We start from the raw sequence: 23537 nt of genomic DNA, 5'->3' as shown, positions 1-23537 counted from the left end.
ACTGCGTCGCGGTCAGTGTGGAAATCGTTTCAGTGGCTACTATAGCAAGGAAGCCACTCGAGCGGAGCGACCGCAAAAGGAACGGAGAGCGTTACTGGTCTTCGAGCGCGTCGGCGATGCGTTTCAGCGCGCGGGTCTGGTCGCGCATCTCGTCGCGCATCTGTCGGACTTCGCGGACGAGTTCCTCGTTGCTCTCGTCCTGGCCGCCAGCGCCGGGACCGGCACCCGGGCCGCCCGGACCGGGACCGCCGGGGCCGCCACCCATCATACCGCCCATCATTTGTGCGAACGGGTTGCCGCCACCGCCCATGCCGCCGGGGCCGCCACCGCCGCCGCCGAACGGGCTCTCGGGGGCCTCACCCTCGCCCTCGCCTTCCTCCGCTCGCTTTTCGCGGATCTCCTCGACCCGCTCGCGGAAGGATTTCTCCTCGCTGTCGTCGCCTGCGTCTCCGTCGGGTGATTCGTTTTCGTCCGTCATACCATCCGATTCCGTTGCGTGAGGGAAAAGGGTTGCCATGTTTTTGATGTCGGGGCTGACCGTCCTCTGGTGCCCGCGCGGCGATCAATGCCTGCACAAAATCGACCCGGCCCGAGCCGGTAGCCGCCGTATGACCCATCGATCCAACCGAGACCCGATCGTCAGCGAAGGACCGTACGCGATCGTCGACGCAACCGATAGCGACCCGGGGGACTACTGGCTCGTCTCGAGTCGAGATGACGAGACGACCGACGCGGACGAGCGCCGTCACGAGGTTCCGATCGACGAGACCGCGATCGACGATCTCGCGACCATCGTCTCACGGCTTCGGGGGCTGAAAACGGACACCGAGGAGTCATCGGAGTCGGTCGAACTGACTTGCCACGAGTGTGGCAAGACGTGGACGTACACCGGGTCGGACGAACACGCCTCGTGTCCGAACTGCGAGACGGAGGTCCCCATCGAGGGGATCGGACCGTAACTCTCGCGAGTCCTCGAGGGTGCAGGAATCACCGCCCACGATCGACCCACCACGAGTGCGAAGGCCGAACGGTTGTAATAGGTCTCGTTGAATCGGCACTGACCGAGCCAGAATGGGTAGACGAACGCACCACCAACACCATCGAGCGCGATTAGAACGACCGTCCTCCGACCGATGACACGACTAACGAGACGCGGCGCGATTGCGGGCATCGGAACCGCGCTGGCGGCCGCCGGTGGAGCGAGCGCCGTCACCGAAGCGGTGGATTCGGAATCGGTCCTCGAGGCAGATCGCGAGAGCGACTATCCACGATGTGTCTACCAGCCCGACGGCGACGAGTGGACGGTCACGATGCCGATTACTATGCACGTCACCGTCCCCGGCGAACGCCGCGCGGTCGCCGCGATCGAAGCCGAGTTCGTCGGCCTCGAGAACCCGCGCTGGACGGGCTTCTTTCCGGATGCGGAGGTCACAGCGTGGGACGGGGACGAAGAGGAACTCGTCGCACCGGATGTCTCGGTTCGTCGCCCCCGACTGGGCGAGGGGTGGAATCACGTCCACGTCTGGGACGTCGACGCGGACCGAGCCGCGGTCCACGCCCACTTAGATATCGTCGACCTCGAGTACGACTATTTCCACCGCGGCGCTCACTTCGACGCTGCCACGCGGCAGGTCCGAACGCACCTCTCGACGGACCACTGGCGGCGGCAAACGCCATACAGTATCGAGTACGGCGTCGAGGAGGGGAAACGAGAGGGCTGGGGTGAGACGGGCGATACGAAACTCGAGTACGTGTCCGGCTGACCGCAGCACAGGAGAAATCGCGGTCGCGGTCACTCGAACGAGCCCAACGACGACTGGAGGTCGCGATCCGCCCGGCCCGCCTCGAGGTCGTAGCCGACGAGGTCGCGCATGTCGACGGCGTAGGTCGTGGCGCCGTTCTCGAGGACCAGCAGCCGGCCCTTGACGCCGACGACGGTCCCGGAAGCGATCGTCTCGCGCACCGGGCGGGTCTCGAGGCCGAGTCCGTACTCGAACTCGACGGTGTCGATGACGTCGAATTCGTCGAGGGTGGCCGCCCAGCCCGCTTCGTCGACCGCGGCCCCCAGCGCGGCGACTTTCGTGCCGGTTCGAACGCGGTCGGGGAGTCGGGTCGCGATCTCGGCCTCGAGTTCGCGGGCGATCCGGCCGTTCGAGACGGTGTGGACGTGGGCCCCGCGGTCGGCTCCCTGTTCGCGCAGTCGGGTCTCGAGCCGCCAGCGTTTCGTGACGCCGACTTTGAACGTGTCGGGGGCGAACGCGGCGATGTAGACCGCATGCTCCTCGTGGCAGTCCATCTCGTCTTTCAGGCAGGTGCCCGTACAGCGCGCACAGACCCATGTACTCGTGTGGTAGTCGCAGTAGGGCGTCGACGGTCGGTCGCAGGAAACGTGCTGGCCGTCATCGTCGATGGTGCCGGCACAGTGGCGCGCCCCGAGCGAGTAGGCGAGGTCGTCGCCGGCTTCCAGCGGGCGGTGGTCGACGTCGCCGCTGCCGTCGCTGACCAGCAGCGCCGATCCCCGCCCGCTCGGTTGGTAACCGACCAGTTGCACGCGTGCGGCTTGGAACCGGGCGCAAATAGACGTAGCGCTCTCCGGTCGTGACAGCTCCATCGGACCGGCTGCCCGCTGGCGAGCGTGGAAGAAGACCTATCCGCGACCGCCACGAAGCCCGGGCCATGAGCCTCGAGGGGGCGCTCGAGACGGCGGCGGACGGCACCAGAGACGCCGTGATGTTCGTGTTCACCGTCACTAATTCGGGCGACGAGCCGGTCGATCTCCAGTTTTCGGACGCGTGCAAGGCGGAGTTTGTCCTCGAGGATGACGGAGACGAGGTCTGGCGGTTCAGCGAGGGACGCATGTTCGCGCAGGTGCTGAGCTCGGAGACCCTCGAAGTGGGTGAGGAAACGACCTACGAGGCGGAGTGGTCCGATCCCGAGCCGGGCGACTACACCGCGGCCGCGGAATTGCGAGCGCAGGACGAATGCTGTACGGCGCGGGCCCGCGTTTCGGTGCCGTCGTGACGCCCGTCTTGCGAGACCCCTCTTTTGTGGGGAAAATTGGTCGAACACACCGTCGGTAGACCCGGCGACGAGGGCCGACAGCGAAGTCCATATACCGTCTCCATCCTAAGCCGCGGGCATGCAAGCGCTGGTCATCGCGGCACACGGATCGCACCTGAATCCGGACGCCTCGGACCCCACCTACGCCCACGCGGACACGATCCGCGAGACGGGCGCGTTCGACGAGGTCCGCGAGGCGTTCTGGAAGGAGGAACCCCACTTCCGCGAGGTCATCCGAACGCTCGAGTCAGACGAGGTGTTCGTCGTCCCCCTGTTCATCAGCGAGGGCTACTTCACCGAGCAGGTCATCCCGCGGGAACTGCGCCTCGACGACTGGGACCCCGAGCAGTGGGAGTCCGACGGCACCAGCGCCTCGCAAGCAACTCTCGAGGCCGAGGACGTCGGGAAGACGATCCACTACTGCGGACCGGTCGGCACCCACGACGCGATGACTGACGTGATCGTCCAGCGAGCCGAGACCGCGACGGGCGATCCGGACGTCGGCGAGGGCTTTGGCCTCTCGGTTGTCGGCCACGGCACCGACCGGAACGAGAACTCCGCGAAGGCCATCGAGTACCACAGCGACCGCATCGCCGAGCGCGACCGCTTCGACGAGGTGAAGGCGCTGTTCATGGACGAAGAGCCGGAGGTCGACGACGTCACCGACTACTTCGAGAGCGAGGACATCGTCGTCGTCCCGCTCTTTATCGCCGACGGCTACCACACCCAAGAGGACATCCCCGAGGACATGGGCCTGACCGAGGACTACCGGCTCGGCTGGGACGTGCCGAGCGAGGTCGACGGCCACCGGATCTGGTACACGGGCGCGGTCGGCACCGAGGACCTGATGGCCGATGTCGTCCTCGAGCGGACGGCCGACGCCGGGGCTGACATCGGCGATGCCCGCGAGGCGGTCCTCGAACTCGCCGCATCGCTCGAGGACAGCGAGGCCGATTCCGGTCCCGAACCGAACGCGGGAGCGGGCGCGGGTGACTGATGACGGAACCGACGGCCGAACTCGAGTCGCTGCTCGAACGCGCGTCCGACGGCATCGCGTTCGACGGCCTGCACGTTACGGAAACGAACGGCGAGTACGCCCTCGAGACGCCGGCAAACGAGTGGACGGACCTCGACGAAGCCGACTGCCGGCGTGTGCTCGAATCGATCGAAGAGTACGTCACGAACTGGCACTACTGGCAGGAGACGGTCGGTGGCGAGGGGACCGCCCGCCGCGCGTTCCTCCGGTGGTGTGAGCGAGCCCCGCTCGCCGACGCCGCGGACGCTGACCCGACGACCGGGCCGTGGAGCGAGGACGCCCCCGAGCCGCTCGCAGTTCCCGAACGCTACCGCACGCTCCGTGACGGGATCGATCGCGAGTGGGGCCAGCTATCGATCACGACCCGGTTCGTCGATGTCGACAACCCTGACGGCGAGCGCGTCTATGACCTGTGGCACGTCGACGACGCCGACAGCGACATCGCGGACCTCGAGGTCTACGACGACCCGCGGGAGGCCCGAGAACTCGCGACCTACGACGAGGACGGCCGCTACCGGCCGCTGAAGACCGCGCCGACGCTGCCCGACGGCTGGGCCTTTACCGGCCTCTCGGGCGCAGATCTCGTCGAGACGGTCGAGTTCTTCTACCCCGCGACGGTCGCCAACTGGCACCGCGAACTGCGTGGCAACTTAGATGTCGACCACTGGCTCGAGACCGCCGAGCGACAGACGGGGATCTACGACGTGATCGACGAACTCCCGCGCGAGGCCGTCGAGTGGATGGCCGAGGCCTGCTGTGTCGACTCCCAGTGTCTCCGCCGACGGGAGTGGCAGTACGACGAGGGCGACGACCTCGACGCCGACGGCGGTGACGGTCCCTTCCCCTGTCGCGAACCCTGCTCGCTCGTCGTCGCCGCCGCCCGCAAGTGGACGACCCTCGAGTCCGAGACCGAACACACCTACGAACTCGAGTTGACGACCAGCGAAATCAATCAGCTCACGGAGCTGATCGACGCCGTCGCGGAGGGCCGCACCGACGAGATCCGCGAGGCTGACGTCTACGACGGCGCGAACCGCTACCGAGCGCGATATCTCCGGGCCAAGCGATTCGACGAGGACGGAGAGCTCGAGGCGACGCAGGTCGACGACTGACACCGGCCGACCCTGCTTTTGGCACGCGCTTGCCGACTCGCAGGTCGAGCAGCAAATGTCGTTCGAAACGCCGAGCCGGTACGACGGGCGGCGCTACCGAACGATCGTCGAGGTCGCGTGAGCCACGCGACCCGTGTGCTCCGCTACTGAACCAGCAGAAACAGCGCCACGAGAACGCCAATGACGACGACGCCAGTCCCGGCCGTGGCGACCGGACTGCCGATCGTCGCCGCCGTCAGCGTCGCGATCCCGACCGCGACCAGCCCGAGCGCGAGGACGACGAGCGTCGCCGGCTCGAGCCCGCTCGCGCCGGTAACCTGGCCGATGGTCCGCTCGAGCGCCGTCGGTTCGGGCTCCGTACGCGCGGGTTCGGCGAGCGAGTCGTCGACATCGACGGCCGGCGGGCCGGGGGTGACGGTGACGGCGACCGAGATCGATTCGGACCCGTAGCCGGTCAACACCTCGAGGTGGCCGTCAACGGGGTGATCGAGCGCGTCCGCGGTGACAGTAACCGGAACGGCGGTGACGCCGTCCGGTTCGACGTAGTAGTTCGTTTCGCCGATCGCTGCGATCCGTTCGAGATCACCGCCGAGGCGACAGTGGACGTGCGCAGGCGTCTCGTGGCCCTGTAACAGGAGCGCAAACGACTCGCTGGTCTCGAGCGCGTCGCTTTCTGCCTCGAGTTCGTCGGCGGCCCCGCGATTGACGTGGACGGTGACCTCAGTGCCGGACATAGTCGCGTGGCCTCAGGCCGGCGTCTCCTCGCGCATATCTGGCGGCAGGAGGTTCGGGATCCCGTCTTCGATCGGGTAGGCCTCGCCGCACTCGGTACAGACGAGGTCGCCGCCGACGACTTCCTCGCCGTCGTACTCGGCGTCTGCGAGTTCCAGGTCGTGTTTGTCGAGCGGGCAGCAGAGAATGTCCAGCAACGACTCCTTCATACTACGTAGGCTTGCCGCCTGAAGCAAAAGGTTTCGGGAACGCCGCGAGCGAGTTAGACGACGCTCCCTCGCAGGTTACTCGTAGGGATTCTCGACGACGACTGTCTCCTCGCGACCGGGGCCGACGCCGACGGCGTAGATGGGGGCGTCGAGTTCGTCGCTGATGTACTCGAGGTAGGTCCGCGCGTTCTCGGGGATGGCCTCGTAGCCGTCCTCGGCGACCGCGGCCCAGTCGACCGCGGGCCAGCCGTCGAAGGATTTGAACGTGGCCTCACAACGGCCCCACTGCTCGGTCGTCGGGGGCATCGTGAAAATCTCTTCCCCGTCGAACTCGTAGCTGTGGCCAACTTTGACCGTGTCGAGTCCAGACAGGACATCGATATGGTTCACTGCGAGTCCGGTAAAGCCGTTCGCGCGGGCCGCATGGCGCAGCATGGGCATGTCGAGCCAGCCGACCCGTCGCGGGCGACCGGTGACGGTGCCGTACTCCCCGCCCTCGTCGCGGATGTAGGTCGCGAGTTCCTCCTCGTCCGCGTCAGTACCCTCGTCCACGTCGTAGTCGGGCGTTTGGTCCTCGACGCCGCCGAGTTCGGTTGGCAGCGGACCGGTCCCGACCCGCGAGAGGTAGGCCTTGACGATGCCGATGACCTCGCCGTCGCCGATAACGGTCGGGCCGAGTCCGGTGCCAACGGTCGCGCCGCCCGCGGTCGGGTTCGAGGAGGTGACGTAGGGGTAGACACCGTGATCGATGTCGAGTGAGGTCCCCTGTGCGCCCTCGAGCATGACGTTGTCGCCGGCATCGATCCGATCCTGCAGGAAGGTCCCGCAGTCGACGGTCATATCCTCTTCGGCCAGGCGCTCGCCGTACTCGCGGTAGGTCTCGTAGAGGTGATCGATGTCGAACTCCTCGCCGGTCTCCTTGTCGAAGACGTCCTCGGCGAGGGCCTTCTTCTGTGGGACGACGTACTCGAGCCGTTCGCGGAGCGTATCGGGATCGAGCAGGTCGCCGATGCGGACGCCGCGGCGGCCGGCCTTGTCCTCGTAAGTCGGCCCGATACCGCGTTTGGTCGTCCCGGCGGCGAGATCTTCCTTTTCCTCCTCCTCGATGCCATCGAGCGCGCGGTGATAGGGGAGAATAACGTGTGCGCGCTCGGCGACGCGAACGTCCGGCTCGAGGCCGCGCTCGCGGAGGGTATCGATCTCGTCGAACAGCGTCTCGGGGTTGACGACACAACCGTTCCCGAGGACGCCGACCTTGCCGCGGACGGCTCCGGACGGGACGAGCGACAGCTTGTACTTGGTACCGTCGTGAACGACGGTGTGGCCGGCATTGTCGCCGCCCTGATACCGGGCGACGACGTCGGCGGCGTCGCCATAGAGGTCGACGACTCCGCCCTTGCCTTCGTCGCCGAGTTGCGACCCGACGATAGTGACGGTCATAACAGCGGCGGATTCTTGCCGGGCCGATAAACAGATTTCGGTATACGGGTGGGTGGAAGTCGCTGCTCGAGCAATCGAGCGGCACGGTCGAACCAGATCATTCGGCTACTATAGACCCCATCATCGGGAATGTAGTTCGACACGAGTTGTCGAACGAATCACGGACAGTGTGCGATGGAATAGCTACCAGTATATATACTAGCAGTGCGAACGGCCGATACACGGACACAGCGGCGGGTCGCCGACGACTCGATAGAGACCCGACCCCCGGAACCGCCGGGATCGGAAACGTTAACTACTGACAGGACCGACTGTTGGGTTGGGAGTAGTCATTTCAGTCGCCGAGAGTAACTTTTAAAAGGCCCAAAGACAAGTTAACAAATGCCATGATAGATAGACTTGAGAAGGAAGTCGATATGCTGGAACGTCATCTCCAGGTCCTGAAGATGGTCATCGAGAACGAGCCAATCGGGATCGTCAAAATGTCCAACGAGACCGGCTACCCCCACCACAAGGTCCGCTACTCGCTTCGGGTCCTCGAGGAAGAGAACCTGATCGAACCCTCGAGTCAGGGAGCGATCAAGACCGAGCGCACCGCCGAGTTCGTCGACGAACTCGATGGCAAGATCGACGACATCGTCGACAAGCTCGACGGGATGAAGATCGAAGACGTCGCAGAGATCGAAGGGTAGTCTCTCGCCCAGTTCGGATTGTCGTCCCCGCGGCCGGCAGCCGGCGCGAGCACGCCGAACATCTCATCGCCGTTTCTCCGCCGCCCTAGCGCTTCGCGTACTCCTACAGAGCCTCCTACTCCTCGACACCAGCCCATCGAGCGGCCGCTACGGTCCGAGCGCCTCGTCACCGTTCGAACGCGGGTTCAGCTGCTGTGCGGGGTCAGGACCGATCGGATCGAACGGAAGTGGGAAAAGACGACGGCCTGCTACAGCTCCGGGACGTTCATGTGGAACCCTTCGGAGCGCGACTCGACCAGACAGAGGTGATACCCCTCCTTCCGGGAGAGGTTGACGTAACTGAGTTTCGAGCCGCGGCTGAGGAACCCGCCGCTGGTCGCCTGCTCGGCCACCTCGAGCGCGCCGGGCTCGAAGTAACTCGAGGTGACGGCGATCGCCGCCGCGAGATCCGGATAGTTCGCCTTCACCGCGGAGGCCGCTTCCTCGAGACCCTCGAGTAGTTCCGTCGATGCCGGCTCCCGTGAGTCGTTGAGGGTGACCAGGACCAACGGATTCCCCATCTTGTCGAACGCGACGACGTCGAACGTGACCTGATCGGGAACGTCCTCGGTGTCGTCGTCCTCGAGCGAGATGGTGGCGTCGAGTTCGGCCCGGTCGATCCGCGGGATAGCGTCGTAGAGGTCACCCAGTCCGTCCGCGTTGCCGGTGTCGCGGATCTCGTAGAGGAGCATCTCGGTGAGCCAGTCGACGAACCGGTGTTCCATCGACGACGCGAGAAAGTCGGCGAACGGTTCGCCGTCGACGACGGTGTCGGCCGAGTCGAACTGCGTGTGATGCTCGAGTTGCAGGTTCGCCGCGACGTCGGTGCGGTCGGCAGCGCCGTCGTGGGCTTTCTCGAGCGTCGGCTGGCTCTTCGAGGCGTATCGGACGAAGAGGTTCGTCCCCGAAAGCGCCTGCTGGGCCGAGAGTTGGGTACCGCCACCGGCTCCGCCGGACTCCGTGCGCCCGGCATCTTGGGTGCGCGCGCGCTCGCGCTCCAGTTCCGTCTCGAGTTCCTCGATTCGAGACTGGAGCCGGTCGACCGTCGAGGACAGTTCGTCGTTTTCCGACCGCAGTCGGTCGCGTTCGGCCTCGAGTTCCTCGGCCTTCGCGACGAGCGCGTCGCGCTGTTCCTGCAGGGTCTCGAGTTTCTCGGTGAGCGCCGCGATCCGTTCCTGTTCCTCGCTCGGTCCGCGGCTCTGGCTCCGCTCGCTCGTCGACGTGGACGGTTCCGACCGGGACTGTCCAGCCTCCTGTGTTCCCTGTCCACGCGATTGGGTCCGCGATCGCTGCTCGCGCGTCTCAGGCGACTGCCCGGAATCGGTCGTCGACTCTGCGGTCGGCGAATCGGACTGAGCGCCGTTCGATGGGGCGGCGGTTGCGGGATCGGTCCCAGCGTCCGCCGCTGTCGAGGGCGAAACCGCCGATCGGCTCTCCCCCCGACCGCGCTCGCTCGCGCTCGCGGCCGCCGATTCGTCGGCCTCGCTGTTGTCCGGATCGATCGAGGGAATGCGCCGCGTTTCGCGCCACGCTTCCTCGCGTTCGAACTGCTCCTCGAGGTCGCCCTCGTCTTCCGCCTCGGGACTCGTATCAGCTGCTGTCGCGGTGTCGTCGTCGCCCGCCAGCTCCGGCGCGTCGTCGCCGTCAGTTCCCTCGTGATCCGCGGCTTCGTCTTCCTCGTCGACCCACGAGATATCGTTTCGTTCCAGTTCTTCGGCCGCCGCCTCGACCTCCGCGAGATCGGGACTCGCGGTCGCCGTCTCGGTATCGGGATCCGCAACCGTATCGTCCGGATCGGCCTCGACTGGATCCGCATCGACTGCTGCAGCCGCCTCGGCGGCGTCGGCAGTCGGGGACGAAGCGTCGCCCTCATCGTCGGCCCCGGTGACGGCACCGGGACCGGTGTCGATGGAGTCACCGTCCGGCGAGTCAGTGGCTGGCGAGTCGGTGACCGGAGAGTCGTCGGTCCTCGAGTCGGCCGCGTCTCCGCGTTCGGGTGTTGCTGGGCCGGTATCGAAATCGCGAGTCGGTTCGGAATCGGTTGTAGCCGGCTCCGCGTCGGTGATTCCGGCCGAAGCTGGCTCGGTCCCTTCCGGCGTCTCGTCGGTCGCGGTGATCCCCGACGGATCGCCCGTGAGATCGATGTCCGACGTCAGTGACGACGGATCGTCGACGGTCACGTCTTCGATCGGATCGGGGTCGGCTGCGTCGACTCCTCCGCTCGAGTCGGTACTCGAGACGTTGATCGGCTCGATCGACGAACTCGACGAATCGGCGGCTGGTTCGGCACTCGAGTCGCCCCGGTCGGGCGCACCCGGGTCGGCGGGAGAGACGGACTCCGACCGCGAGTCGGCTCCGTCGGCGAGCGCTCCCGCGCCCGTGGCGTCGTCACCGACACCGGCGTCGCCGGTTCCCGGAACGTCGGTGACCTCGATTTCGACGTCGGTCACCTCGTAGATGCCGACCTCGTCGGCCGCTCGTTCGAAGGCCTCGTCGCCGGTGAGCAGCCGTCCGGCGTTGCCGATGTAGGCGGCGGCCATTCGGCGGCCGCCGTAGTAGACGGCGTAGTAGTCGCCGCTGAGTACGTTTTCACTCAGTTCGATATAGCCGGTAAACGAGCCGCTCTGGAGGGTGTTGTCGACCTCTCGAAGCGGGGTCTCGTTGGTGTAGTATTTCGCCCGTGTTTCGCCGCCGCGTTCCTCCATTGCACAGAGTAGCGGCAGCGACGGATGAGGGGCCTCGTAGCGTGTCCCGGAGGCGGTCTCGAAGTCCTCGATATCGCCGTCGACGACGCCGATGATCCGGCCGTTGAGCATAAAAAGCCACGTGCCGACCGCCGAGACGGCACCGGAGAAATCAGCGTCAGCGAGATCGGAGAGGCCATCGAAACCGCCGCTGAACTGGCGGGAGTCCCACTCCTCGACGCGCTCTTGCGTGCGCGGGTCCATAGTTCAACAAGCGAGAACCACACTAAATACGTTTCGCCTAGAAACGGGCTATATTTTTGACTCTGCGTCCTCGGCAAGTTCCTTCATCCGCTTGCCGATCCGACCGGCGCTCGAGAACTCGTCTTCGCTCATGGCACTTGCCAGCGCGTTCCCGAGGACGAAGACGGCGTGTTTGTGTTCGCTCTTCGATTTGTGGACGTGAGAGGGATCCACATCGAGTTGGCGATAGTGATCGAACAGCGTTTCGTCGACCTCCTCGCGATCCGAGAAGTACTCCATAATAACGACGAGTTCTTCGTGGAGCTCGAGAAGTTCGTCTTTATGCATATCCCCGTATAGGAACGGTTTCGATTTAAGCGTTGTGTGGCCGAGAGTCGCAAAACCGGCCGAGATCGTCAGCGGTTCGGTGCGGCCAGTTCGCCGTCGTCCCGACGGAGAAGCGTGACCGCGAGCAGCAGGGTCCAGCCACCGATGGCGACGGCGGCGACGAATTCGGGCACGGCAAACCACGTGCTGGTGTCGACGCCACCGATCGACAGCACCCACACCAACCAGGCGACGGGATGGACGTTTCCGAGCCAGAACGACGCCACCGCGAGCCGACCGTCGCCGGCAAGGACCGCTCCGGAGCCGTAGATCCACGCCGCGAACGGGGCCACGCCGAACACCGAAAGCGCCGCGAGGCCGTGCAGGCTCGTCTCGAGGTAGACGACCGTATGCTCGAGGAAGAAGACGCCCACGCCGATCATCCCGACGACGGTGAGCCCGAGCAACAGTGTGCCGAGGCGTTCGAGGGTGTTCCGGCTCGCGATCCACAGCCGCCAGCCAAACGGGAGCCCGAGCAGCCCGCCTGCGATCAGCCCGCCGTTGAACAGCGGGAACGTCGACGCGCCGTAGCGACCCATATCCGAGAGGGCCCGCCCCTGCCACGTGAACGTCTCGGTCGGGGCGGCGATCGTCGCGAGCACGATCGCGCCAAGCGAGACGATCGGGCTGGCGATCCCACAGTACGTCGCGATGTGCCGCCAGTCAGCCATACGCTGGCTCGCGGTGCCCCGTATATCAACGTAACTGTTCGGAACACTGATTCGATAGGGCTGGGCCGGCAGCGGGGGAGAGAAGGGCATCGTACTGACTCTCCGGAGAGGCCAGCGGCGGCCGAAGCGGTTAGTCAGCGCCGGCAGGGGGCACGTCCGTATTCGCGTCGACGCCGTCACGGTGATCCGCGGGGAACCACGCCAGTTCGTGATCCGCGGTGACGCGGACGCCGACGCGTTCGTCTAGGTCGATGCGGTCGGAGTGGTTGTGCATGCAGGCGATGGTCTCGCCGCTGTCAAGTTCCACGCGATAGAGGACTGTCGGGCCGAGGTATCGTCGATAGACGACGCGCCCGTCGGCCTCTGGTCCGTCGGTGGGGAAGGCCGTCACGTCGTCCGGGCGCACCAGGAGGTCGACGACGCTGCCGTCGTACTGGTGGGCCAGCCCGTGAACATCGTCGCGGAACACGTGGCCGAGTGCGGTGTCGACGTGATCGTCGCGGACCTCGCCCGAGAGGAAACTGGCGTGGCCGAGAAAGCCTGCGACGAACCGTGATTCGGGCTGCTGGAAGACCTGTTGGGGAGTGTCGATCTGCTCGATGTCGCCGTCGTTCATCACGGCGACCCGATCGGAGATCGACAGCGCCTCCTCCTGATCGTGCGTGACGGAGATGGCGGTGACGCCGGTTTCCTTGATGATCCGGCGGACCTCCTCGCGCATCTCGACGCGCAGGTCGACGTCCAAGTTCGAGAAGGGTTCGTCGAGCAGGAGCATCTCCGGTTCGGGAGCCAGCGACCGCGCGAGCGCGATCCGCTGTTGCTGGCCGCCGGAGAGTTCGTCCGGATAGTCCGCGCCGTGGTCCGCGAGCCCGACGAGTTCGAGGAGTTCGTCGACGCGGTCCTCGCGGTCGACCTCGTCCCAGTCTTTGAGGCCAAAGGCGACGTTCTCGTGGGCGGTCAGGTGCGGGAACAGCGCGAAATCCTGAAAGACGACGCCGACGCCGCGTTCCTCCGGCGGGACGAAGCGTCCGTCGCCGGCGACGGTCTCGTCTTGCAGCGTGACCGTCCCGGCGTTCGGTCTCTCGAGGCCGGCGATCAGACGCAGCGTCGTGGTCTTCCCACAGCCCGACGGGCCGAGCAGCGTCAGGATCTCACCGTCGCGAACGGACAGCGAGAGGTCGCCGATGACGTCCTCGCTGCCGAATCGTTTCGCGACGCCGTCGAGTTCCAGAACCGTCTCCGCGCCCGTCGGTTCCCGGGGTTCGTCCTCGACCGCCGTCGTGAGTAGCTGTCCGTTCGCCATGAATCAACTCCGGCGTCTGCCGGTATACGTTCGATTTAGGCAACCCTAAAACACTTATAGCTGCCGGTCCGGTCCCGCTCAGTAGAAAATCCCGGCGCGCGGAGGTTACAGTTCGACCCCGCTTGGGATCAGGCTGTGCTGGCGGAGCAGGCTCCCCTCGTCGTCGTAGACGAGGAAGGTCCGTTTGTCGTAGGTGACGAACGGCTCGCCGTCGAGCGTGAGTTCGACCTCGTACCGGCCCTCGTCGGCGGCGTCCTCGCCGTAGCCCCGCGCTGCCCGGATAAACTGGAGGACATCCGCGGCGTCTTCGTTGAGCTCGAGGATGAATTCGCCGGTGACGCGGTTGGTCACGCTCACTACCCCCGTGGTGTCGTCCCCGAGTGGCCCCTGTAGTCGGAGGGCCACGTCGGTTTCGCTCGCCTCGAGAACGTCTCCGCCGGGACCAGTGAGGCGCTCGCGGAGCATCGTCGCCGGGCCGGTGAAATCGATCGATACCGCGGGCTTTTCGGGTTCACCGCCGGTTTCGACCCAGTCGATATTGGTGACGTCTAACGTGAAGTGCTCGCGCCTCATTCCGTACCGGTAACTTCGGACTCCCGCGGTATGAACGTAACGCACGATCACTCATCGGACAGAACAGTTCCACAAGCTGTCATCTCAGCAGCAGATTAGCCAGCCGGATACCGGATCGGCTCTCCCGAGAAGCCCACTCGCGTCGGGACGTGTCGTCTGATCGGTACTCGAGCGGGAATCGGCGGCGCCGGCGATGTAGAAACCCTTTAGTCCCCGACGAGGGAAAAGCCGGTGGGAAGCGCACGGCCGCAAATCTGACTGTGTCACCCACTCTTTCGGGTGGCTTGGGATTGCGGAAGTGCAGAGAGCCGATACTGTCGATTGACAGTATACGAGCGGTCAGTGCGATTCCTATCCTCAACAATGGCACGAATGCACACCCGCCGTCGCGGCTCGTCCGGTTCGGACAAGCCGTCGGCAGACGAACCGCCGGAGTGGAGCGACGTCGACCCCGAAGACATCGAAGATCGGGTCGTCGAACTAGCAGAGCAGGGCCACGAACCGAGTCAGATCGGGATGAAGCTACGTGACGAAGGCGTCACCGGCACGCCCGTTCCGGACGTCAAGCTGGCGACCGGAAAGAAAATAACCGAGATCCTCGAGGAAAACGACGCGCGAGCGGACATCCCTGAGGACCTCTGGAACCTGATGGAACGAGCAGTGCGCCTGCGCGAACACATGCAGCAGAACCAGCAGGACCACCAGAACAAGCGCGCCCTGCAGAACACCGAAGCGAAAGTTCGACGCCTCGCGGACTACTACCGCGGCGACGAACTCGAGCCGGACTTCACGTACACGCCCGAGTTCGCCCAAGAACTCATCGAAGACGCCGAATAAGTAGATGTCCACCGAGGGTCGATCCGCCGAGCCGGTGTCCGCCACGAGCGCACTCGAGAGCGCCGGCTTCGTCCGAATCGTCGCCCGCGCTGACGGTGACGCACTCGCGGCGAGTGGCCTCCTCGCGAGCGCCCTCGCCGAGCGCGAGACGCCGTTTCAGGTGACCGTCGGACGGACGGTCGCGGAACGATCCGAGCGCGTTCGAGCGCCGACCAACGACGGCGATGTGACGATCGTCCTCGGTGCCGCCGACGCGGCTGCCGACGGCGAGCACATCCTCGAACTCGAGGCGACGGACCGACCCGCAGCACTCGACGCCGTCGACCTCGTCCGCGAACTCGGTGCGACGCCGGATCCGCTGCTCGCACTCGCCGGTTTCGTCGCCAGCGGCGGCGATCCGGGTGCGGGCGAGAGCGAGTGGCTTCTCGAGACCGCACGCGAACGCGGACTCCTCGAGCGGCGACCGGGTGTCGCGGTACCGACCGCTGACCCGATCGACGGGCTCGCCTACTCGACGCGCCTTCGCGCGCCGTGGTCGGGCGATCCTGACGCGGCCCGCGAGGCGCTTTCGGACGCCGACGCCGACGATCCCGACGCGCTCGACGCGGAGGATCATCGCGCGATCGGCTCGCTCGTCGCACTCGACGCCGTCGGTGCGGACGAGGCCACCGACGCCGCCGCGGAGACGATCGGCCGGGCGCTGCGGCCCGACGCCACGCCCGATTCCCCCTTCGCGACGCTCGGCGGCTTCGCCGACGTGCTCGAGGCGCTGGCACGAACCGACCCCGGAACGGGGACGGCACTCGCGATTGGCCACGACGTTCGCGAGCTCGCACTCGAGGCGTGGCGCGAGTACGGACGCCGCGCTCACGGGGCCCTCGAGTCAGCGTCGACCGGTCGCTACGACGGGGTGTTCGTCGTCGGAATCGACGACGGTCCTGTCGAAGCGGTCGCACAGGTCGCGGCGGCCACCAGGTCACCGGAACCGACCGTCCTCGCCGTTTCCGACGGCGAGGCCGCCATCGCGACTCGCGAGGCCGGTTCCCTCGGCGCGACCGTCGAGGGAGTCGCTCGCGAACTCGCGGACACTGCGGCAGCGTCGGACCCAGAAGCGGACGACGGGTCCGAGACCGACACCGGCATCGAGTACGACATCGGCCATCGGCGCGGTTACCTTCGATACGACCCGGACGTGGACGAATCGACGATTATCGCGGCAGTGAGGGGCCTGCTATGAGCCGGCGCGCGACGATCAGGACGGAACACGACGATGCAGCACTCCTCGCGCGGGCGCTTAGCCCCGACAACACCGACGAGATGACGACGACCGTCGAGCGCGACGGGAGCGACGCGACGGCAGGCGACGACCACACAGCCACGATCGTCACGCGGATCGACCGCGAGGCGACCAGCGGGCTCCAGTCGACGGTCGACGACTACGTCGTCAACCTCGAGGTCGCGATCGACATCGTCGAGCAGGGACGACCCGGACAGCGCGACGAACCGACGGACACGGGACCTGTGTCCGACAGCGACTCACAACACGACACAACACAATGAGTGAACGATCAGTTTCACGTGCGAAACAGGAAAAGCGGTGGTACACCGTTCTGGCACCCGAGCAGTTCGACCGCCAGGAACTCGGCGAAACCCCCGCTGACGAACCGGAGAAAGTCTACGGCCGAACGCTCGAGACGACGCTCGGCGAACTCAACAACAACGCAAGCGAGAACAACACGAAGCTCACCTTCAAGATCACGGACGTGGGCAGCGACAGCGCCTACACCGAATTCGTCGAACACTCGCTGACGCGGGACTACCTGCGTTCGCTCGTTCGACGCGGTGCATCCAAGATCGAGGCCTACGTCACCGTCCTCACGACGGACGACTACCGCGTCCAGATCCAGCCCGTCGCCTTCACGACGAAAAAGGCCGACGCGAGCCAGGAGAAGGCCATCCGCGAACAGATGGTTCAGATGATCGAGGAAGCCGCCGAGGAGCGCTCCTTCGAGGAACTCGTCGACAGCGTCGTCGAGGGTCGTCTCTCCTCCGCCATCTACGGCGAGGCCAAGACGATCTACCCGCTGCGCCGCGTCGAGATCCAGAAGACTACCCTCGAGGCCCACCCCGAGGAAGTCGCCGAAGAGGAAGCGACCGCGGTCGATGTCGACGACGAAGACGTCGCGACGAGCGACTGAATCGACGGCGAGTTCGTTCGAATTTCCTCGCGACCCGTTTCGATATTTTGCGGCAGTTCAGCGCTAGCGATCAGGGAGCCGCGGCTCCGAACGCGAGACAGTCCAAAAACGACCTCTCGGTAGTGGGATGGACTCTGGGTTCAGAGTTCGACATCTTCGGCCGACTCGACATCGAACTTCGTGACATCGGGATCGCCGGCGAGGAGTTCCGGGAGCGCCGCCGCGAACTCTCGGAAGTGCTCTGTCTGGCCGTGTTCGGCGAACGCGTCCTCGTCTTCGTACTGCTCGAAGAAGCGGACGAGATTCGGATCGGAGACGTCCGTCGTAGCTCGGTAGTCGATCACGCCGTCTTCCGTCTGGGACTTGGTGACGAGATCGTCGATCAACTCGAGGGCGTCGTCGCGGCGATCGGGATCGAGCGGAAAACGCGCGTGAATAACGATCATTACGGCGGTAAAATACGCCCCTCGAGGCATAAACGTGGCCCTGCCGGACTCGAGTCACAGCGCGATGTGGCGAACCGATACGCCGCAGACGGCGACGACAATGCGCCGGCCGTTACTCGGTGACGACGATTTTGCCGACCATCTGGGCTCGCTCGTGGGGGATACAGAAGTAGTCGTAGGTGCCCGGGACCTCGAAGGTGTGTTCGTACGTATCGCGCGTCTCGAGTTCGCCGCCGTGGTCGTCCCACGCGTCGTAGGCGGCCGACTGGCTCTCGTAGCCGCCGGACGCGAAGTACTCGGCCTCGTCCGGAATCTGGCTCTCGTAGGCCGTAACGGTATGATAGGCCTCGCTCGTGTTCTTCCAGACGACCGTGTCGCCAACCGAGACTTCGTAGCTCTCGGGGGTAAACTCGGTGCGACTCATCCCGATATAACAGTCCGCACCGCTGCAGGACTCGTCGTCGAACGCGCCGAGCACGGACGAACACCCCGCCAGAGTGGCCGATGCGGCGGTTCCGACGGCGGCGAGATAGACGCGCCGTTGCATACGTGATCGTTAGGAGAGTCACGGTATAACCGCCCCGGTTCAGTTCTCGAAAACGGCGACCCCGTAGAAACGAAAACACGTAAGGTAGCTCCCCGTCGAATCCGGGCATATGCTCCCCCGGTTCGCCGGTCGGCTCGGTGTCGCCGACGCGGTGACGATCGCAAACGCCGCGCTGGGGTTCGTCGCGGTCGTCGTCGCGGTCGTCGATATCGAGCTCGCCGCTCGACTCATCCTGCTGGCGGCGATCGCGGACGGCCTCGACGGCATCCTCGCGCGCCGCTACGGCGGCACCGACGCCGGCCCGTATCTCGATTCGCTCGCCGATGTTGCCTCCTTCGCTGTCGCCCCCGCAGTGCTCTCTTTCGTGGTCGTCACCGACGGCCTCGAGGTCGGATTCGACGCGATCAGCCCCGTACTGCTGGTCGTGACCGCGGTCTGTGCGCTGTTCGTCGCGATGGCCGTCACCCGGCTGGGGATGTACACCGCCTACGACATCTCCGGCAGTCACACCGAGGGCGTCCAGACGACGCTGGCCGCGACCGTTTTGGGCGCGGCTATCCTCGCGGGCGAGACCCAGCCGGTGCTCGTACTCGCAGTCACCGGCGCGTTCTGTTACCTAATGGTCTCGCGGATCCAGTACCCCGACCTGCTGGCCAGAGACGCCGGAATCATGGGCGTCGTCCACGCGCTCGCGATCCTCCTCCCGAACGTTGTCGGCCGAACGTTTCCCTACGCCCTCCTGACGCTCGGACTCGCCTACATGGCACTCAGCCCATGGCTCTACTGGGGCGACGCCGAGCGGACCGGCGAGGTCGACGTGCATGGAAACGCTTAGGGCCGTGCTGACACGACCGTAGAGTATGTACACTGTCACGCGTCGGCGTCGTCCCGAGGTGGGACTATGAGCGAGGACGAGACGACCGGTGACGACGCGGCCGCCGACGGGGAAGCGGACGAGGCGGAACAGGAACAGTCGGCCGATCTCGAGGCCATCCGCGAACGGCTCGAGGCACTCGCCGCCGATCTCGAGGGGCTCGAGTCGAACCTCGAAGCGGCCGAGACCGAAGACGACCTCGACGTCGTCGAGGCCGATCTCGATTCGTTCCGCACCGAACTCGAGAGCGTCGAGATACCGGAGCCGCCCCAGACCGACGAAGAAGAGGAGGAGGAAGACGAGGTACCCGCGCCCGAAGAGGAACTGCAGGACGAGTACGACGAGATTGAGAGCGACCTCTCCGATCTCGAGTCAGACCTCGAGGACCAGCGCGGTCCCTACGGGGAAGACGTCGTGGACGAGATTGACGGCGCGAGCGGGACGATCACGGGCACCCGCTGGACCGAGGAGGGCAACGCCGAACTGATCGAAGCGGTCGACGACTTCCTCGACGACCTGAACGACCTGCTCGGAAGTTCGGTCACGCTGGTCAACGAGGGCGAGACGGTTCCCGACCAGTTGGACGCGACCCTCGACGACGCAGTCGAAGCGGTCGAGGACGCTGCTCTCGACGCTGACGACGACGCGGAGACGATTGCCGGCTTACTCGAGGCCACCGACGATCTCGAGAGCGATATCGACGACGCGACCGAATGGACCGACCTCGAGATCCGCGAACAGCTCCGCCGCGAGGGCTACTACGACGTGCTCGATCACGTCAAAGACTTCCCACCGGAGTGGCACGCGCTCAAGGTCCACGAGAAACAGGGCAACGTCGATCAGATCCTGCTCGCGCTCGATACCTTCGACTCCGATTTCATGGAGGAACACTGTCTGGAGTCCCTCGAGCGCATGGGTTCCAGTGCGGAGCCGGCCATCGACGCGATGTTGCAGAAAGCAAACCGCCGCGATCAGGCCGCAATGCGTATCCTCGGGAAGATCGGCGTCGAGACCGAGGAGATCGTCGAGACGCTGGTTGATTACGTCGACTCGAACCCGAACCTCCAACAGCCCGCGTTCCGCGCGCTCGGCGAGATCGGTGCCACAGAGGCGGTCGAGCCGATCGCCCAACAGCTCGTCGCCGACGAGGCCGACGTTCGCAGTTGGGCCGCCCGCGCGCTCGGCCTGATCGGCGATACCCGCGCCATCGACCCGCTCGCGGACGTTCTCGAAGACGACGACTCCGACCGCGTCCGGGCCAGCGCCGCGTGGGCGCTCAATCGAATCGGCACCCAAGACGCCCTCGCGATCGTCGCCGACTACGACGACGATCGCGCGTATCTCGTCCAAGCCGAAGCCGAGAACGCCGACCTCGAGCCCGCGGCCTGACGAACGGATCGTCGAAACCCATCCCAGACCGATTCGAGCCGATCACCTTGCTCCGACATTTTAAGTACCGATAGACGGCCAGAGGGAGCGATGCACGTCCGGCGGGCCGCCCTCGTCGCCGTCTTCGCCTGTTGTCTCCTCTGTAGTACCGCAGTACTGGCGGGCTTTGCGGTCGGCCACGGGACAGCGGTAGGTGATCGGCCGGCCACTCGAGCGATCGCAGAACCGAACTCGAGTCCGGCTGCCGGCGCTGCCCTCGCCTGTCCGACTCGAGCGGCCGACGGGGACGCGAACGACAGCGACTCTCCGACACGACCGCAGATCGTCGGCCTCTACCTGAACCCGACGACCGACGAAAACGTCGGCGAGTTCGCCGTCCTCGAGACGCCGCCCGAAACCCGACTCGAGAACGTCACCCTCACCGACGGTCACACGACGGCGACACTGCCGAACGAGACGGTCTCCGGACGTGTCGCGGTAAGCACGGCTCCGAACGTCACGCGGACGCTGACCGACGCGCCGGTCCTCGAACTCGAGGGACATCTCCAACTCGCGACCGACGGCGACGACCTCCAACTGCGAAATGCGACGGCCACGATCGATTCGGTCTCTTATGAGCGCGCGCCGACTGCAGAACAGTGGTACCGAACCGCCAGTGACGGCGATGAGCAGCCGACACAGGGCCAATGGTGGCCGCGAGACGCGACCTGTCTCCCCGTCTCGAGCAGCGAAGTCGACGACGCCACGGCGTTCGTCCTCCCCGATAGCCCGGAGATCCCGCGAGAAACGATTCGAAACGCCGACGACCGGCTCCTGCTGGCCGGCTACACTCTGACCTCCGAAGCGATCGCCGCCGACCTCGTCGCCGCGGCCGAGCGCGGCGTCGACGTCAGGGTGCTCCTCGAGGCGAGTCCGGTTGGCGGGACCCCGGCACCGACCAAGGGTGTCATCGAGACGCTCGAGGCAGGCGGCGTCGAGGTGCGAGCTATCGGCGGGGAGGCCGCACGCTACCGGTACCACCATCCCAAATACGCCGTCGCCGACGACCGCATACTGGTCACCAGCGAGAATTGGAAGCCATCAGGTATCGGCGGCGAGAGCAGCCGCGGCTGGGGCGTCCAGTTTGCGGACGAGACTCTCGCAGCCGACCTCGCAACCGTCTTTCACGCCGACTTCGAGGGTCGGGATACGGTGTCCGGAGAGAGCTATCGTACGACCACCTCGTTCGTCGAGGAGGAGAATCAAGACTTTACAAGCGCCGACTCACGGTCCGAGTTCCCGACGAATCACGAGGCGGTGACGATTCCCGTCGAGTCGGCCGAACTCCTGCTCGCGCCGGACAACGCCGACCGGCGGTTACAGGAGTTACTGGCCGGCGCTGACGACGAAATCCTCGTTATCCAGCCCAGTATCGCCGCCGACGTCTCGGTGCTCGAGGAGACGCTCGCGGCGGCACGCCGCGGCGTCGACGTCCGAATCCTGCTCGGCTCGGCGTGGTACAACGCCGACGAGAACGAGGCGCTGGCGGCCGACCTCGAACGTCTTGCCGATCGAGAAGACATCCCACTCGAGGTCCGACTCGTCGAAGACACCGACCGGTTCGAGAAGATCCACGCCAAGGGCGTCGTGATCGATCGCAAAATCGCGGTCGTCGGGAGCGCAAACTGGAATTCGAACTCCCTCGAGAACAACCGCGAGGTGCTCGTCGCGCTTTACGGGGACGAGGTGGGGAGCTACTACGCCGACGTGTTCGAGGCCGACTGGTCGGGCGACTCCTGGTCGTTCCCAGTCGGGCTAGCCGTGGCGGTTGCCGTCGCCCTCGCGGCCGCCACGCTCGTCGGGCGTCGCTACATTCGATTCGGCGACCGCCCCGAGAACGGGGACATCGATCCGGTCAGGCCGGGATCCGGAAACAAAAAGTAAGTCTCAGTCCGCGTGACCGCTGGCTTCGAGTTCGAGCAGTTCACAGCAGTCCTGCTCGGCGTCGAAACAGTCGGGACACTGGTCTGGCCGGTCGATAATCGTATCCAGCCGTTCGGCGACCGTGTCGTCGATGACGCTCTCGAGTGCGCGAGCCTCGTCGCGGAACTCCTCGACTTCGAGGACGTTCGCGAGGAACCGCTCGATGATACAGTAGGTCTGTAGCGCGTTGTGGGCGCGCTCGAGTCCCTCGTCGGTCAGGCTGGCTCCCTTATACTTCTCGTGGTCGACGAGCTCGCGGTCCTCGAGTTTCCCGATCATCTCGTTGACGCTCGCCGGGCTTACCTCGAGTAAGTCCGCGAGCGTGCCGGTCGATGCGGGACCGTCCTCGATTCGTTGCGCCAGATAGATCGCCTTGAGATATTGATCTGCGGTGTTCATAGCGTCCCTCCGTCGGTCGCGTTGCGTGCTGCGTCGGTCCCTCGCCGGTGTGCCCGAACCCGGGAATCGGTGCGCGTCTCGACTGTATCACCGTCGACGGCCGCGCCCGCCGCGGTGGCCGTCGCCCCGATCATGCTCTGTGCTCCATGATATCGGTCACTTCCTCGACACCCTCCTTTTCCTCCTCGCGGATGTCAGAGAGGGTCTCGAGCAGCCGGTCGCGATCGACGGCGAACTCCGAATCGGAGGCCTCGATTGCCTCGATCAGGTCGTCGTAGAACTTGTAGGCCGTCTCCTCGTTCGCTAACTGATCGTAGAGGACCCCGTCCGTATCCTCTGGTGGCCCGTACTGGGCGTCGACCAGTGCGTTGATTTCCTCGTATCCGACTGTTTCGGCCTCGAGATCGTCGATCAGCGCCTCGAGTCGCTCGCGGTGTTCGGCCGACTCCGCGGCGGCTTCCGCGAGCAACTCTTCCACCTCCTCGTCGAAGTCCGCTCGCTCCGCCGGCGGGAGCGAGTCGATGTGGTGGGCGGCGCGTGACTCGACGAGTTCCTCCAGCACGACCCCGATCTGTAGCAATCGGGTCAACTGGTGGTCGCTCGAGACACGCTGTCCCAGACTCATATCACCACAAGAGAGCCGCTGTTACTTAGTCGTCTCGGAGCACGGACAGCGAAAACGCGAGAAACGGCGCTTGAATCGG

At 65.5% G+C, this 23537-nt stretch carries 28 protein-coding genes; 13 read left to right on the top strand and 15 right to left on the bottom strand.

Translation table 11 applies throughout. The annotated features are described in order from the left end of the window. Positions 1–91 precede the first annotated feature (91 nt). On the bottom strand, positions 92–478 hold the full coding sequence (locus ACJYUO_RS03460; protein ID WP_006429698.1) for a hypothetical protein: 387 nt from the start codon (positions 476–478) through the stop codon (positions 92–94). A gap of 130 nt (positions 479–608) precedes the next feature. Between ACJYUO_RS03460 and ACJYUO_RS03455 the strand changes: the two genes are divergently transcribed. Continuing rightward, on the top strand, positions 609–959 hold the full coding sequence (locus ACJYUO_RS03455) for a hypothetical protein (protein WP_494344007.1): 351 nt from the start codon (positions 609–611) through the stop codon (positions 957–959). 174 nt (positions 960–1133) lie between these two features. After that, entirely contained in the window at positions 1134–1763 is a 630-nt protein-coding gene (locus ACJYUO_RS03450) for a hypothetical protein (protein WP_494344006.1), read from the top strand. Between the two features lie 29 nt (positions 1764–1792). Here ACJYUO_RS03450 and ACJYUO_RS03445 read toward each other — a convergent pair whose 3' ends face one another. Further along, positions 1793–2551 (bottom strand): DUF2797 domain-containing protein, encoded by a 759-nt coding sequence (locus ACJYUO_RS03445; RefSeq protein WP_494344005.1) that lies wholly within the window; start codon positions 2549–2551, stop codon positions 1793–1795. Positions 2552–2676: 125 nt separating this feature from the next. On the opposite strand from ACJYUO_RS03445, the gene ACJYUO_RS03440 reads away from it, so the two are divergent. From ACJYUO_RS03440 to ACJYUO_RS03430, 3 genes are all read left to right on the top strand, one after another. Next, positions 2677–3021 carry a BsuPI-related putative proteinase inhibitor gene (locus ACJYUO_RS03440; protein ID WP_494344004.1) on the top strand — a complete coding sequence of 115 codons (345 nt, stop codon included), beginning with the start codon at positions 2677–2679 and terminating at the stop codon, positions 3019–3021. 118 nt (positions 3022–3139) lie between these two features. Continuing rightward, entirely contained in the window at positions 3140–4057 is a 918-nt protein-coding gene (locus tag ACJYUO_RS03435) for a CbiX/SirB N-terminal domain-containing protein (RefSeq protein ID WP_494344003.1), read from the top strand. Continuing rightward, on the top strand, positions 4057–5208 hold the full coding sequence (locus ACJYUO_RS03430) for a DR2241 family protein (RefSeq protein WP_494344002.1): 1152 nt from the start codon (positions 4057–4059) through the stop codon (positions 5206–5208). Before ACJYUO_RS03435 ends, ACJYUO_RS03430 begins: the two co-directional genes overlap by 1 nt. A 143-nt stretch (positions 5209–5351) precedes the next feature. Here ACJYUO_RS03430 and ACJYUO_RS03425 read toward each other — a convergent pair whose 3' ends face one another. From ACJYUO_RS03425 to ACJYUO_RS03415, 3 genes are all read right to left on the bottom strand, one after another. Further along, positions 5352–5942 (bottom strand): DUF7524 family protein, encoded by a 591-nt coding sequence (locus ACJYUO_RS03425; RefSeq protein WP_494344001.1) that lies wholly within the window; start codon positions 5940–5942, stop codon positions 5352–5354. A gap of 12 nt (positions 5943–5954) precedes the next feature. After that, positions 5955–6149: a methytransferase partner Trm112 gene (locus tag ACJYUO_RS03420; RefSeq protein ID WP_006429688.1), complete on the bottom strand. Its 195-nt coding sequence runs from the start codon at positions 6147–6149 to the stop codon at positions 5955–5957. 75 nt (positions 6150–6224) lie between these two features. Continuing rightward, positions 6225–7589, bottom strand: a complete 1365-nt coding sequence (locus ACJYUO_RS03415; protein ID WP_494344000.1) for an adenylosuccinate synthase — start codon at positions 7587–7589, stop codon at positions 6225–6227. Between the two features lie 386 nt (positions 7590–7975). Between ACJYUO_RS03415 and ACJYUO_RS03410 the strand changes: the two genes are divergently transcribed. Then, positions 7976–8281: a hypothetical protein gene (locus tag ACJYUO_RS03410; protein WP_006429686.1), complete on the top strand. Its 306-nt coding sequence runs from the start codon at positions 7976–7978 to the stop codon at positions 8279–8281. A gap of 248 nt (positions 8282–8529) precedes the next feature. Here the strand turns inward: ACJYUO_RS03410 and ACJYUO_RS03405 are convergent, their stop codons facing one another. The 5 genes from ACJYUO_RS03405 to ACJYUO_RS03385 form a co-directional block, all read right to left on the bottom strand. Then, complete coding sequence (locus tag ACJYUO_RS03405) at positions 8530–11268, bottom strand: DUF7527 domain-containing protein (RefSeq protein WP_494343999.1); 2739 nt, start codon at positions 11266–11268, stop codon at positions 8530–8532. 48 nt (positions 11269–11316) lie between these two features. Beyond that, positions 11317–11595 (bottom strand): UPF0058 family protein, encoded by a 279-nt coding sequence (locus ACJYUO_RS03400; protein ID WP_006429684.1) that lies wholly within the window; start codon positions 11593–11595, stop codon positions 11317–11319. Positions 11596–11663: 68 nt separating this feature from the next. Then, entirely contained in the window at positions 11664–12305 is a 642-nt protein-coding gene (locus ACJYUO_RS03395; protein WP_494343998.1) for a DUF998 domain-containing protein, read from the bottom strand. A gap of 130 nt (positions 12306–12435) precedes the next feature. Next, entirely contained in the window at positions 12436–13608 is a 1173-nt protein-coding gene (locus ACJYUO_RS03390; protein ID WP_494343997.1) for an ABC transporter ATP-binding protein, read from the bottom strand. Positions 13609–13713: 105 nt separating this feature from the next. After that, entirely contained in the window at positions 13714–14181 is a 468-nt protein-coding gene (locus ACJYUO_RS03385) for a DUF5793 family protein (RefSeq protein ID WP_494343996.1), read from the bottom strand. 363 nt (positions 14182–14544) lie between these two features. Between ACJYUO_RS03385 and ACJYUO_RS03380 the strand changes: the two genes are divergently transcribed. The 4 genes from ACJYUO_RS03380 to ACJYUO_RS03365 are packed head-to-tail and all read left to right on the top strand — an operon-like array spanning position 14545 to position 17216. Continuing rightward, entirely contained in the window at positions 14545–15018 is a 474-nt protein-coding gene (locus tag ACJYUO_RS03380) for a 30S ribosomal protein S15 (protein WP_494343995.1), read from the top strand. A gap of 4 nt (positions 15019–15022) precedes the next feature. Next, the gene (locus tag ACJYUO_RS03375; RefSeq protein WP_494343994.1) at positions 15023–16255 is read left to right on the top strand and encodes an exonuclease; all 1233 of its coding nucleotides are present in this window, start codon (positions 15023–15025) and stop codon (positions 16253–16255) included. Continuing rightward, a complete protein-coding gene (locus tag ACJYUO_RS03370) occupies positions 16252–16578 on the top strand; it encodes a KEOPS complex subunit Pcc1 (protein WP_494343993.1) in 327 nt (108 codons plus the stop codon). Before ACJYUO_RS03375 ends, ACJYUO_RS03370 begins: the two co-directional genes overlap by 4 nt. After that, a complete protein-coding gene (locus ACJYUO_RS03365; protein ID WP_494343992.1) occupies positions 16575–17216 on the top strand; it encodes a 30S ribosomal protein S3ae in 642 nt (213 codons plus the stop codon). Before ACJYUO_RS03370 ends, ACJYUO_RS03365 begins: the two co-directional genes overlap by 4 nt. A gap of 140 nt (positions 17217–17356) precedes the next feature. Here ACJYUO_RS03365 and ACJYUO_RS03360 read toward each other — a convergent pair whose 3' ends face one another. Both ACJYUO_RS03360 and ACJYUO_RS03355 read right to left on the bottom strand, forming a co-directional pair. Then, positions 17357–17662, bottom strand: coding sequence for a putative quinol monooxygenase (locus tag ACJYUO_RS03360; protein ID WP_494343991.1), 306 nt, complete (start codon positions 17660–17662; stop codon positions 17357–17359). 112 nt (positions 17663–17774) lie between these two features. Continuing rightward, on the bottom strand, positions 17775–18209 hold the full coding sequence (locus tag ACJYUO_RS03355; protein ID WP_494343990.1) for a cupredoxin domain-containing protein: 435 nt from the start codon (positions 18207–18209) through the stop codon (positions 17775–17777). A 109-nt stretch (positions 18210–18318) separates the two neighbouring features. On the opposite strand from ACJYUO_RS03355, the gene ACJYUO_RS03350 reads away from it, so the two are divergent. The 3 genes from ACJYUO_RS03350 to ACJYUO_RS03340 all read left to right on the top strand — a co-directional run bounded on the left by ACJYUO_RS03350 (position 18319) and on the right by ACJYUO_RS03340 (position 22395). Continuing rightward, entirely contained in the window at positions 18319–19044 is a 726-nt protein-coding gene (locus ACJYUO_RS03350) for a protein sorting system archaetidylserine synthase (protein WP_494343989.1), read from the top strand. A 66-nt stretch (positions 19045–19110) separates the two neighbouring features. Next, positions 19111–20472, top strand: coding sequence for a HEAT repeat domain-containing protein (locus tag ACJYUO_RS03345; RefSeq protein WP_494343988.1), 1362 nt, complete (start codon positions 19111–19113; stop codon positions 20470–20472). A gap of 90 nt (positions 20473–20562) precedes the next feature. Continuing rightward, the gene (locus ACJYUO_RS03340) at positions 20563–22395 is read left to right on the top strand and encodes a phospholipase D-like domain-containing protein (protein ID WP_494343987.1); all 1833 of its coding nucleotides are present in this window, start codon (positions 20563–20565) and stop codon (positions 22393–22395) included. A 3-nt stretch (positions 22396–22398) separates the two neighbouring features. On the opposite strand, the gene ACJYUO_RS03335 is transcribed toward ACJYUO_RS03340, so the two are convergent. Genes ACJYUO_RS03335 through ACJYUO_RS03325 form a run of 3 tightly spaced genes read right to left on the bottom strand, consistent with a single transcriptional unit; the run spans position 22399 to position 23458 of the window. Beyond that, a complete protein-coding gene (locus ACJYUO_RS03335; protein ID WP_494343986.1) occupies positions 22399–22833 on the bottom strand; it encodes a metal-dependent transcriptional regulator in 435 nt (144 codons plus the stop codon). After that, positions 22830–22967 carry a hypothetical protein gene (locus ACJYUO_RS03330; RefSeq protein ID WP_494343985.1) on the bottom strand — a complete coding sequence of 46 codons (138 nt, stop codon included), beginning with the start codon at positions 22965–22967 and terminating at the stop codon, positions 22830–22832. Before ACJYUO_RS03330 ends, ACJYUO_RS03335 begins: the two co-directional genes overlap by 4 nt. After that, on the bottom strand, positions 22964–23458 hold the full coding sequence (locus tag ACJYUO_RS03325; protein ID WP_494343984.1) for a ferritin-like domain-containing protein: 495 nt from the start codon (positions 23456–23458) through the stop codon (positions 22964–22966). The genes ACJYUO_RS03330 and ACJYUO_RS03325 overlap by 4 nt, the downstream gene beginning before the upstream one ends. Between the last annotated feature and the right edge of the window lie 79 nt (positions 23459–23537).

Source organism: Natrinema sp. CRL1, from assembly GCF_059162405.1.
The sequence above is the reverse complement of the archived record's forward strand: the minus strand, read 5'-3'. Positions and strand labels throughout refer to the sequence as shown.

Bases quoted from the DNA above. Each gene is read 5' to 3' on its own strand.
- ACJYUO_RS03460 (WP_006429698.1), bottom strand. From the start codon at position 478: ATGACGGACGAAAACGAATCACCCGACGGAGACGCAGGCGACGACAGC.
- ACJYUO_RS03455 (WP_494344007.1), top strand. From the start codon at position 609: ATGACCCATCGATCCAACCGAGACCCGATCGTCAGCGAAGGACCGTAC.
- ACJYUO_RS03450 (WP_494344006.1), top strand. From the start codon at position 1,134: ATGACACGACTAACGAGACGCGGCGCGATTGCGGGCATCGGAACCGCG.
- ACJYUO_RS03440 (WP_494344004.1), top strand. From the start codon at position 2,677: ATGAGCCTCGAGGGGGCGCTCGAGACGGCGGCGGACGGCACCAGAGAC.
- ACJYUO_RS03435 (WP_494344003.1), top strand. From the start codon at position 3,140: ATGCAAGCGCTGGTCATCGCGGCACACGGATCGCACCTGAATCCGGAC.
- ACJYUO_RS03430 (WP_494344002.1), top strand. From the start codon at position 4,057: ATGACGGAACCGACGGCCGAACTCGAGTCGCTGCTCGAACGCGCGTCC.
- ACJYUO_RS03425 (WP_494344001.1), bottom strand. From the start codon at position 5,942: ATGTCCGGCACTGAGGTCACCGTCCACGTCAATCGCGGGGCCGCCGAC.
- ACJYUO_RS03420 (WP_006429688.1), bottom strand. From the start codon at position 6,149: ATGAAGGAGTCGTTGCTGGACATTCTCTGCTGCCCGCTCGACAAACAC.
- ACJYUO_RS03415 (WP_494344000.1), bottom strand. From the start codon at position 7,589: ATGACCGTCACTATCGTCGGGTCGCAACTCGGCGACGAAGGCAAGGGC.
- ACJYUO_RS03410 (WP_006429686.1), top strand. From the start codon at position 7,976: ATGATAGATAGACTTGAGAAGGAAGTCGATATGCTGGAACGTCATCTC.
- ACJYUO_RS03405 (WP_494343999.1), bottom strand. From the start codon at position 11,268: ATGGACCCGCGCACGCAAGAGCGCGTCGAGGAGTGGGACTCCCGCCAG.
- ACJYUO_RS03400 (WP_006429684.1), bottom strand. From the start codon at position 11,595: ATGCATAAAGACGAACTTCTCGAGCTCCACGAAGAACTCGTCGTTATT.
- ACJYUO_RS03395 (WP_494343998.1), bottom strand. From the start codon at position 12,305: ATGGCTGACTGGCGGCACATCGCGACGTACTGTGGGATCGCCAGCCCG.
- ACJYUO_RS03390 (WP_494343997.1), bottom strand. From the start codon at position 13,608: ATGGCGAACGGACAGCTACTCACGACGGCGGTCGAGGACGAACCCCGG.
- ACJYUO_RS03385 (WP_494343996.1), bottom strand. From the start codon at position 14,181: ATGAGGCGCGAGCACTTCACGTTAGACGTCACCAATATCGACTGGGTC.
- ACJYUO_RS03380 (WP_494343995.1), top strand. From the start codon at position 14,545: ATGGCACGAATGCACACCCGCCGTCGCGGCTCGTCCGGTTCGGACAAG.
- ACJYUO_RS03375 (WP_494343994.1), top strand. From the start codon at position 15,023: ATGTCCACCGAGGGTCGATCCGCCGAGCCGGTGTCCGCCACGAGCGCA.
- ACJYUO_RS03370 (WP_494343993.1), top strand. From the start codon at position 16,252: ATGAGCCGGCGCGCGACGATCAGGACGGAACACGACGATGCAGCACTC.
- ACJYUO_RS03365 (WP_494343992.1), top strand. From the start codon at position 16,575: ATGAGTGAACGATCAGTTTCACGTGCGAAACAGGAAAAGCGGTGGTAC.
- ACJYUO_RS03360 (WP_494343991.1), bottom strand. From the start codon at position 17,662: ATGATCGTTATTCACGCGCGTTTTCCGCTCGATCCCGATCGCCGCGAC.
- ACJYUO_RS03355 (WP_494343990.1), bottom strand. From the start codon at position 18,209: ATGCAACGGCGCGTCTATCTCGCCGCCGTCGGAACCGCCGCATCGGCC.
- ACJYUO_RS03350 (WP_494343989.1), top strand. From the start codon at position 18,319: ATGCTCCCCCGGTTCGCCGGTCGGCTCGGTGTCGCCGACGCGGTGACG.
- ACJYUO_RS03345 (WP_494343988.1), top strand. From the start codon at position 19,111: ATGAGCGAGGACGAGACGACCGGTGACGACGCGGCCGCCGACGGGGAA.
- ACJYUO_RS03340 (WP_494343987.1), top strand. From the start codon at position 20,563: ATGCACGTCCGGCGGGCCGCCCTCGTCGCCGTCTTCGCCTGTTGTCTC.
- ACJYUO_RS03335 (WP_494343986.1), bottom strand. From the start codon at position 22,833: ATGAACACCGCAGATCAATATCTCAAGGCGATCTATCTGGCGCAACGA.
- ACJYUO_RS03330 (WP_494343985.1), bottom strand. From the start codon at position 22,967: ATGATCGGGGCGACGGCCACCGCGGCGGGCGCGGCCGTCGACGGTGAT.
- ACJYUO_RS03325 (WP_494343984.1), bottom strand. From the start codon at position 23,458: ATGAGTCTGGGACAGCGTGTCTCGAGCGACCACCAGTTGACCCGATTG.